This is a genomic window from uncultured Ruminobacter sp. (assembly GCA_902764345.1).
GTDB lineage: Bacteria > Pseudomonadota > Gammaproteobacteria > Enterobacterales > Succinivibrionaceae > Ruminobacter.
Genome location: CACWVT010000083.1, coordinates 1 through 8,125, shown reverse-complemented (window position 1 = coordinate 8,125; position 8,125 = coordinate 1). Strand labels below are relative to the sequence as shown.

The following is an 8,125-nucleotide window of genomic DNA, read 5'->3' as shown; positions in this document are numbered from 1 at the left end:
TTTTAAAATTTGTTTTGTTTCTTCTTTTCGCAGTTTGCCATTAACCTCGTCAGCCAAACTGGTCATTCTTTCAAATAGCCAGTTTCCCGGACAGGATTTCCTGGCAAACCACCGGTGAACGGTCAGAAGCATTTCGTCAGGTTTGACCTCATAGCTTAAAGGCTTATCTCAATCTGCAATCCACACCAGTTTTCGTTTGCTGTTCCGTCTGCAGATGTCAGTACAGAGCTTCACCAGTGCAGAATACACCTCCGGCTTCATGGCATAAGGCTCGGTCAGATTAGAGGCACATTAGATAGTGACAGCCCGTTGGTCGTTGTCTCTTGATAATGAGCACCACGAACGGTTAGCCTCATCAACACAAAGGCCGAGCCTACCGTCAGCACCGATGGCATAGTTGCAGCTTGCCTGTTTGCTTCTATCCTTAAAACAGTTGCAGATGCTCTCAACACTAAGCTGACCGACAACTGCATGAGGTGTGATTCTCGAAATTTGGCAGACACGTCTGCCAGAATGGTTGGGGCTGAGGCCCGTGTAGCTTACAAGTTTACTGTTGCTCATTTGTTTTCTCCTTATTTTCTGATTTATCGTGTAACTGGTTTAAAGCTTTCTTCACCACAGTCGGTATCGGCAGACCGAGGTGTGATGCATTCTCAAGAAGACTGATGCCATCGTTTGAGAGGTAAAAGAAAATTACCGCAGTTCTGAGTACGCTACCGGTCTGAAATATTCTCGTATCCAGAATGGTGGCAACGCCTACCAGCATGAACACGATTACCTTTCTGCAGATCCCTTTAAAGCCGATGGAGCTGGATAGATTGTTATCGACTATCCCGCACATAACACCGCTGATGAAGTCGATAACCGTAAAGGCAATCAGGGCATAAAGAAGACCGTCACATCCTCCGAGAAAGTAACCCAGCCATCCGCCGATTCCGGTAAATACAGTCTGGAGCATATTCCAAAGCTCTCTCATTTTGTTTCTCCCAATAAAAAAGGCGAACATCAAGCCGCCCGTCATTTCACTCTGTTTACGTTACTTCGCACCCGTCCGATAAAGTCTCTGTCTAGATATCCTTCCACCCGTTCGCAGGCGGAGAGGTACCTCTTCCACCAGGCATATGCGCGGAAATCTAGATAGATGAACTTATTCCAAGGTTTCTCGAAGGAAAGATAATGTACCATCAGCGGTGCCATTTCCCAGTATCCGGGATTGAACCAGATGGCATTGAACTCATTGGCAAGGGGATATTTCTTCTTGAAATGCAGATTCACAAAGTCCTGCTCCGGGCAGTACATGAAGCTTCCTTTTTCCTCAATCGTTTTGATGAACTTCTGATACAGTCCTTTGCAGTCTGCCTTGTAGCACATAAATCCGGTATTGAAATACAAATGCTCTTAAAACCGTCCACGATTTCAGAGGCGAACTTGATGGCAAAACCTGTCATCAGCATTTTCCAGCCGGAGGGGTTCTTCTGCAGAATTCCGGTCTGATTGTCTACAGCCTTAGTGACCTTTTTGATTTCAGCCCCCTGCTCCTGCATGATTTTCTTCTGTTCGGCAAGAGTGGTGTTGGCATCCTTCTGCTGAGAGTTCTGGGTTTCAAGAGCCCTGCTGATTTCTTTGGTGACCTTGCTCTGCTTAGTGCCGAGGTCAGTTACGGTTTTCGTCTGAGCCTCAATTGAATCCGTTACGGTCTTAACGCTCTCATCAAGTCCGTGAATGGCGGCATTGGTGGCTTCTGCCTGTTTTGCGGATGCATCAAGGTTGGCTCCCATAGCCGTAGCAGTGGATGAGACAGCGTCCTTCATGGCCGTCATCTCTTCGGCAATTTTGCTGAGTGAATCAGTCAGAGCAGACGTGTCGGCTGAAAGCCTGATGGTGCTGTCGTTCATTTTGATCTCCGTAAAAACGAAAAAAGGACCTCGTTAGAGATCCTTTGAATGTAAGTATTAGTATTGATTGGAGTGTTTAATCCAGTTTTTCAATCAGGCACTGGTGATCCTTCGTTTTAGGATCGTAATTAATGCCTACGAGAATAACATTCCAGTATTCCTCTTTATAATTTTTAAGTTCATCATGCTTTTTAATCTGACTGAAAGCATCTTCTGCCACACCACTGAAAGTAAAACCAACAAAAATTAAAGGAGTTCTTCTTGAAATAATAATTGGCTTGTAAACTAAATGGCTGTCATTGTTATCGTCCAGTGATTCTATTTTGCATGAATAATCGTACCAGGTTGACCATCTGAGAGAAGCCATAACATATTCAATTAATTTTTCATCACTGTATTCAGGGCATTCAGAAGCCGCGACTTTTCTTATCTCGCCGATTAGTTGAGATGTCGTGCTGGTGTCTAGGTTCATAATGGCATTAAACAGGGATTCAGAGCGCTGTATCCTCTTCATGCTTTTATACCACGGCTGGTATCTGGCGATAGCCATCAAAACACCATTGATTTCCCGATTCGGAACATAAGCATATTTTTTGTTTTTGTCACTGTCATCTGCACTAATGCAACCTAAATATCCTAAACACACCAGCAGACTGAAAACATCATCCCTGTTGTTAATGGAATCCATATCATTTTGAAAGGTGCTTAAATTAAAAGCAATTTTCTGCCATTCAATCAGTCGGAGAAAATCTTCTTTAATTCCATCAAAATCCTTATTGATGAGGATCGACACCTCTTCATTTGAGCATGTGCCCATCCAGTAGCATTCACAGTGATTGCGATCCACGGCATCAACAATAGAATTCGGATTGTATATTATGCTGTTGTTAAGCCTGTAGCCCTCATACATTCTTCTGAGTTCATTTATCGTTAATTTGCAGTATGGCAGTTTAGCTATTTCATCGACTTCTTTATCTGTAAATCCGAAATACTCTTCATACGGTTCAGGATTGAACATGGTATATTCTGAAAAGCTATCCAAAGCTGATTTTGAGCCGTATTTTCTGATTGGCAGAATACCTGTCAGATATACCAGCGAGAAACAATTCATGCTTTCTTTGGAATTAAACAGTTCACGCAAAAACTCCCAGAAATGATCATGCAGTTTTGTATCTTTTCTACAGTCGTGGTAAAGCAAATCACAGTCATTCAGGAAAAAGATAAATTTCTCCTTGGTTTTACTGCATATTAAATTTAATACAGAAAGTAATTTCGTTCCCGCTTCAGGATTATCTTTAATTAACTCTGCGTAGCTTTCATTATCCTTCAGTTCCTCAATAATAACGTATTCTAAAAAATTGACAAAATCGTGAATTCCTTTAATTCTTACAGGTGTGTGATAGATTGCCATCACTGAGAGCATATCCACATAAATGACATTGTGCTTATTCTGATTTCTGCCGTAATTTTGGCTTTTGGATATTTTTAAACCATCAAAAATATCTCTGCTATCGTATCCCTTGGAAAAATATGTGCTAAGCATATGGGATATTACTGATTTTTCAAATCTTCGAGGAATTGATACAGAAATATATCGTTCAGACGAATCAATTCTGTCAGCAATCTTTTCAATAAAATCAGTTTTGTCGACAAAAATCCGTCTGTGTTTGAATTCAACCAGTCTTGTAAAACAGTTGTCTCTATCAGGATTCAGCATATTAACCTCATTAAAGTCCTAAAAACATCGTTTTCCATAATTTAACTAGTATTCCGGAACTATTCAACCTTAATTTTTCTAGTTATCTCTGATGGTGCTGTCGTTCATTTTGAAACTCCTGAAACATGAATTCGATTAAATAATCCGATCTGCCAAACACATAACAAAATAGTGATTATGTAATGACAATATGTTGCAAACAAACGAATTTTAACTATAACTTTAAGTAGTAACCAAGGAGTCTATCGTGAGTGCCACAAACCTGAATATCAGAACCGATAAGGATGTAAAAGAACAGGCTGAACAGATCTTTGCTGAACTCGGCTTAAACATGACAACCGCCATAAATTTGTTTTTGCGGGCTGCAATCAGAAAGCACGGTATCCATATTTCTCGGCGGAAAGACCAGTACAAAGTCTGTGATGTCTGTGGTACTCGAAAGGTCTAAGCCTCCGTAGCAGACTCTTCCTTCAAGCTCGTCGGGATTAACCGCAAAGGAACATGCATCCCTCTTTTCCATCTGCATCCATCGGATTGACTGTTTTACCCATTGATTCAGCCTCAATTGACGGAAGGCGTTCTCTTCACCGGGATTCTGTCTTGCCGAGTCACAGGCAGCCTGTACCTTGTCTATGGTTACCGTAATGCCAAGAGACGGATTAGCCTTTTTCCAGACTTCCGGATCTGTCCAATCATCATCCTCGGCAGCCCCATAAATCACCGGGTAAAAAGTCGGATCGATCTTCCTTCCCTCAAGAATGTCTTTTGCCTTCTGATGGGTTTCGTAGCAGATGGAATTGGTGTCGGTTCCCGCAGTGGTGATCAAAAAATACAGCGGCTGCATTCGGGCATCACCGGAGCCTTTGGTCATAACATCAAAAAGCTTTCTGTCCGGCTGGGTATGCAGTTCATCAAAGACCACGCCGTGAATGTTAAAACCGTGCTTTGAGTAGGCTTCCGCAGAGAGCACCTGGTAGAAACTGTTGGTCGGGGTGTATATGATGCGTTTCTGCGAGGCGAGAATTTTGACTCTTTTGTTCAGAGCCGGGCACATCCTTACCATATCGGCAGCCACATCAAATACGATTGTTGCCTGCTGACGGTCTGCGGCACAGCCATAAACCTCGGCTCTCTCCTCTCCGTCACCGCAGGTAAGAAGAAGTGCTACGGCCGCAGCCAGCTCAGACTTGCCCATCTTCTTCGGGATTTCAACATATGCGGTATTAAACTGCCTGTAGCCGTTCGGCTTTAAGGTTCCGAAGAGATCCCGAATAATCTGCTCCTGCCAGTCGATAAGTTCAAAAGGCTTTCCTGCCCAGGTTCCCTTGGTGTGGCAGAGAGCCTGAATAAAGTTCACTGCATAGTCAGCGGCATCCTTGTCATACACGGACTTCTTTGCCTTGAACTTTGTGGGGATGTATTTTTTAAGTTTCCTTTGTGGGGATGTATTTTTTAAGTTTCCGCATTGCCATCTGCTCACCTCCTTACAGGCATAAAAAAAGACCGCCGAAGCGATCTTTTGGGTATAAAAAGGAGCCGTTAAGCTCCGTACTAATTGTTGGCGTTCTTCATCGCCCATTCAAGAGCATGGCCGTCATCCATGAAATCTACGCCGCTTACCTCGCGAAGGCCAATCTCAGCCTCGCAGCCGGTGTCCTCGGTGAGGAACTCGTAAACCGCGCCGTAGTAGGATGGCTTGCCGGCTCCGTTGTAGTAGTGGCCTGCAAGGATCACCTTGTCGCCGTATCTCAGGGTCTTGCTCCAGCGGCATTCCAGATCCTCCGGAGTGGAAGGATTCGGTAATCTGTAGGTTCTTGCTCTTTCTGTCATCTTGCTCATTTTTAAGTCTCCGTTGTTGTTCTCGATGACTGTATATTCGCTCTGTACCGAAGGTATAGCAAGTCAATAAGAGTCTGATTTTGTACTATTTTTTGGAGTTAAAAAGGAGGCCTGTTCCGACCTCCTGCTGTTCAATTCTGTTCGTTCTTAACCCTTAACTCGGAAAAGGTAGCCGTGGGCTTTTTCGTGTTCGTCGCTGTTCCATCCGGTGTAGCGGCTGTTGATCTCAACCAACCCCTCAAGGGTACATCCGGCCTCCTTGAAAAGCCATGCGGTTTCCACTGCGTGACTCCATCCGGAGGAAAAGGTGAACCTCTCGATTCCGTTCTGCCTCATGGCTTCAATCAGCTTTGCCGCTTCGTTGTCCCAGACCACTTCGCTGATGTCGAGGTAATCGTTGCCGCTGTCCCGTGAAACTTCGTACTCGTTAAAAAGGCGGCAGGCTTCTTTGCCAAGCTCCTTAAGTTCATCCCAGACTGCCTTGTAGGCGGATCTTGCAGCGTTCTTCTCATCCTCGTTCTTTGCTATGTCGTAGGCGTTCTTTGCATCCCTGATGCTGTACCTTCGTGTTCGTTTTGTTGTGTTCATATTCGCTCTGAAGGTACACTATAGCAAGTCAATAAACCCAGTATTTTCAACTATTTACAAGGTTTTTCAGCGAGCTTTTCATGGATGATTTCGAGGACTTTTTCCTGCTCTTCGGGGGAGATCCCGATGGCCTCAAGTGACTCTCTGGTACCGCAGTCGGGACAGATCAGCATGGTGTTGTCCTTTCGGGAAAGAGCCGGAACTTCGGTGTAGGTTCTGCCGCAGAGCGGGCATACTTTCGGTTCGTTTTTGTCTGTATTCATTCTGAGATCCTTCTGATCTAATTAAATCGTTAAACCCGGCGGTGCGGAAGTTTTGAGGCTTACCCGCCATCCGCCTTACGGTGTTCATATTTGCTCTTAATGCACACCTTATCAAGTCAATAAATCCTTTATTTTCAATGGTTTTTCGCTATCTGCTCATCGTGATCAAGACTGATGTTCAAAGCGTCATAAAGGTGGTTTTCGTCAAAGCCGAAGGATTCGTAGCCGTCAAGGCAGACATCCACGTACCGCTGGGAAGGAATGCCGATTTCACGCTCCTCATGCATGATGTAGATGAAGGCCTTAAGCTTTCTTACCTTGCGATCACTAATGCCGATAACCGGAATTTCCACCTCGGTCTTGTAGTAAAAATTTGGATAGCCTTCGTAGCGGTCAAGGGAAAGTTCATCATCAGCCGTTACCTCCCATACCGCTACCGGAACTTTCGCTCCTTTCTTTGGTTCAATGGTAAGGTAGGCTCCGCTTTTGCTCCCCTTAAAAAGCAGCTGAAAATCCGGTATTTCCGATGTGCCTACAACCTTTGCGCCGGGGCAGCGGTAGCTCATCTGGTCAATGTTCAGGTTGCTGCCGTAGGCGATGTAATATCTCTTTGTCATAATCTGTTCCTTTCGTTTTTGTTTAACTCCGGAAGGCTTACCCTTCTACTGCCGAAACCCCACTCAAGGGGCCGGCAGGAGGAGGCTAAGTCCTCGCTGTGGTTTAGGCTCTTCCGAACCGGAAGGCTGCGTTTCCGCTAAGGTTGCGGGTTAAAATCTCGCGGGCGGTTGCGAATTCCTCACCGATGAACCCGAGTCTTAAAAGCCATGTTCTCATCGCGAACTTCGGATTCTCATGCTGCTGTGGCTTAGGGCTTGCGGTTCTGACTTCCTTTGCCATCTCGCTTAAGGCAAGGCAAAGCTGAATGTAAGCCTTAAGGCGTCCTGCGTGAATGCCGTTCTGCTTTCCGTTGGCAGGTGCTTCGAATTCAAAAAGTCTGAACTCGATGGTGTGCTTTGAAAAGGTTGCATGGTAGTTCAGCATTCTGTATCTTGATCCGTTGTAATGCTGTTCTCTGCCGTAGTTTTCACCCTGACTGGTGTACCAGATGTCCTTGAGCTCGTCCATGTCCTTTGGCTTTTTCTTGTTAAGTTCCTTAAGGAATCTTGGGTCAACCGTTCTGCAGTATCTTGCCATGCGGCGCTGGTCAAGTTTTAAGGCTTCGGCTAAAAGGTTCTCGTGGCCTGCCATGATGTTGGCAAGGTTGCGCAGGGTCTGCGGTGTGTGGGTGTCTGCCCCGATGTGGATGTGAACTCCGCATCCGCGGGTAGCATCGCTCTTGGCTCCGGCCTTGCGCAGTCTTCTGCAAAGCTCCTGCAGGGTTTCGATGTCGCTGTAGTTCAAAATCGGGGTAACCATTTCGCACTTGTGGGCATCGTCGCCTGCGATGCTTACGTCCTTCTGGAACTTCCATTCGCGTCCCTGTGCGTCCCATGCGCTAACCGTGCTGTAGCCGTTGCGGTAGGCGGTATCTTCAACCCTGTGGGTTCCGAAAAACTCTGCGGCAATTCTTGCGGCATCCTTGCGGGTAATGCAGTTCATCTCAACTTCAACTCCAAGGGTCTGGTTCTTAAGGTTTGCAATCTGCTTTAAGGTTTTTTCTTTCATTTTTGTGCCTTCTTTTTGGTTAATGTTTGTTCGTTTTGTTGTGTGTATATTCACTCTGAAGGCACACTATAGCAACTTAATAATCGATTATATTTCGATATTTATTTTGTATATAAATCATTGATTTACTTGCTATTTTTGACGATTCTACATACGTC

11 protein-coding genes and 1 pseudogene are annotated in these 8,125 nt (G+C 45.0%); 1 reads left to right on the top strand and 11 read right to left on the bottom strand.

Annotated features, from left to right (window positions below):
* Positions 1-291 precede the first annotated feature (291 nt).
* The 5 genes from QZU58_RS09850 to QZU58_RS09830 all read right to left on the bottom strand — a co-directional run bounded on the left by QZU58_RS09850 (position 292) and on the right by QZU58_RS09830 (position 3,612).
* A complete protein-coding gene (locus QZU58_RS09850) occupies positions 292-561 on the bottom strand; it encodes a hypothetical protein (RefSeq protein ID WP_294496402.1) in 270 nt (89 codons plus the stop codon).
* A complete protein-coding gene (locus tag QZU58_RS09845; RefSeq protein ID WP_294496400.1) occupies positions 548-976 on the bottom strand; it encodes a phage holin family protein in 429 nt (142 codons plus the stop codon). The genes QZU58_RS09850 and QZU58_RS09845 overlap by 14 nt, the downstream gene beginning before the upstream one ends.
* Positions 977-1,017: 41 nt before the next feature.
* Positions 1,018-1,275, bottom strand: a complete 258-nt coding sequence (locus QZU58_RS09840; RefSeq protein WP_294496398.1) for a hypothetical protein — start codon at positions 1,273-1,275, stop codon at positions 1,018-1,020.
* Entirely contained in the window at positions 1,272-1,895 is a 624-nt protein-coding gene (locus QZU58_RS09835; RefSeq protein ID WP_294496396.1) for a hypothetical protein, read from the bottom strand. The genes QZU58_RS09840 and QZU58_RS09835 overlap by 4 nt, the downstream gene beginning before the upstream one ends.
* A gap of 76 nt (positions 1,896-1,971) precedes the next feature.
* Positions 1,972-3,612 (bottom strand): AAA family ATPase, encoded by a 1,641-nt coding sequence (locus QZU58_RS09830; RefSeq protein ID WP_294496394.1) that lies wholly within the window; start codon positions 3,610-3,612, stop codon positions 1,972-1,974.
* A 247-nt stretch (positions 3,613-3,859) separates the two neighbouring features.
* Between QZU58_RS09830 and QZU58_RS10240 the strand changes: the two genes are divergently transcribed.
* Positions 3,860-4,060 carry a type II toxin-antitoxin system RelB/DinJ family antitoxin gene (locus QZU58_RS10240; RefSeq protein ID WP_363174840.1) on the top strand — a complete coding sequence of 67 codons (201 nt, stop codon included), beginning with the start codon at positions 3,860-3,862 and terminating at the stop codon, positions 4,058-4,060.
* On the opposite strand, the pseudogene QZU58_RS09820 reads toward QZU58_RS10240, so the two are convergent.
* The 6 genes and pseudogenes from QZU58_RS09820 to QZU58_RS09795 form a co-directional block, all read right to left on the bottom strand.
* A pseudogene (locus QZU58_RS09820) lies at positions 4,007-5,092 on the bottom strand (terminase large subunit); the annotation flags it as partial. The gene QZU58_RS10240 and the pseudogene QZU58_RS09820 overlap by 54 nt on opposite strands.
* Positions 5,093-5,163: 71 nt before the next feature.
* Positions 5,164-5,451, bottom strand: coding sequence for a hypothetical protein (locus QZU58_RS09815; protein ID WP_294496390.1), 288 nt, complete (start codon positions 5,449-5,451; stop codon positions 5,164-5,166).
* 147 nt (positions 5,452-5,598) lie between these two features.
* Positions 5,599-6,039 carry a hypothetical protein gene (locus QZU58_RS09810; protein ID WP_294496388.1) on the bottom strand — a complete coding sequence of 147 codons (441 nt, stop codon included), beginning with the start codon at positions 6,037-6,039 and terminating at the stop codon, positions 5,599-5,601.
* A 50-nt stretch (positions 6,040-6,089) separates the two neighbouring features.
* Positions 6,090-6,302, bottom strand: a complete 213-nt coding sequence (locus tag QZU58_RS09805; protein ID WP_294496386.1) for a hypothetical protein — start codon at positions 6,300-6,302, stop codon at positions 6,090-6,092.
* 134 nt (positions 6,303-6,436) lie between these two features.
* Positions 6,437-6,919 carry a gamma-glutamylcyclotransferase family protein gene (locus QZU58_RS09800; RefSeq protein ID WP_294496384.1) on the bottom strand — a complete coding sequence of 161 codons (483 nt, stop codon included), beginning with the start codon at positions 6,917-6,919 and terminating at the stop codon, positions 6,437-6,439.
* 103 nt (positions 6,920-7,022) lie between these two features.
* Positions 7,023-7,967 carry an amidoligase family protein gene (locus QZU58_RS09795; RefSeq protein ID WP_294496382.1) on the bottom strand — a complete coding sequence of 315 codons (945 nt, stop codon included), beginning with the start codon at positions 7,965-7,967 and terminating at the stop codon, positions 7,023-7,025.
* Positions 7,968-8,125 lie beyond the last annotated feature (158 nt).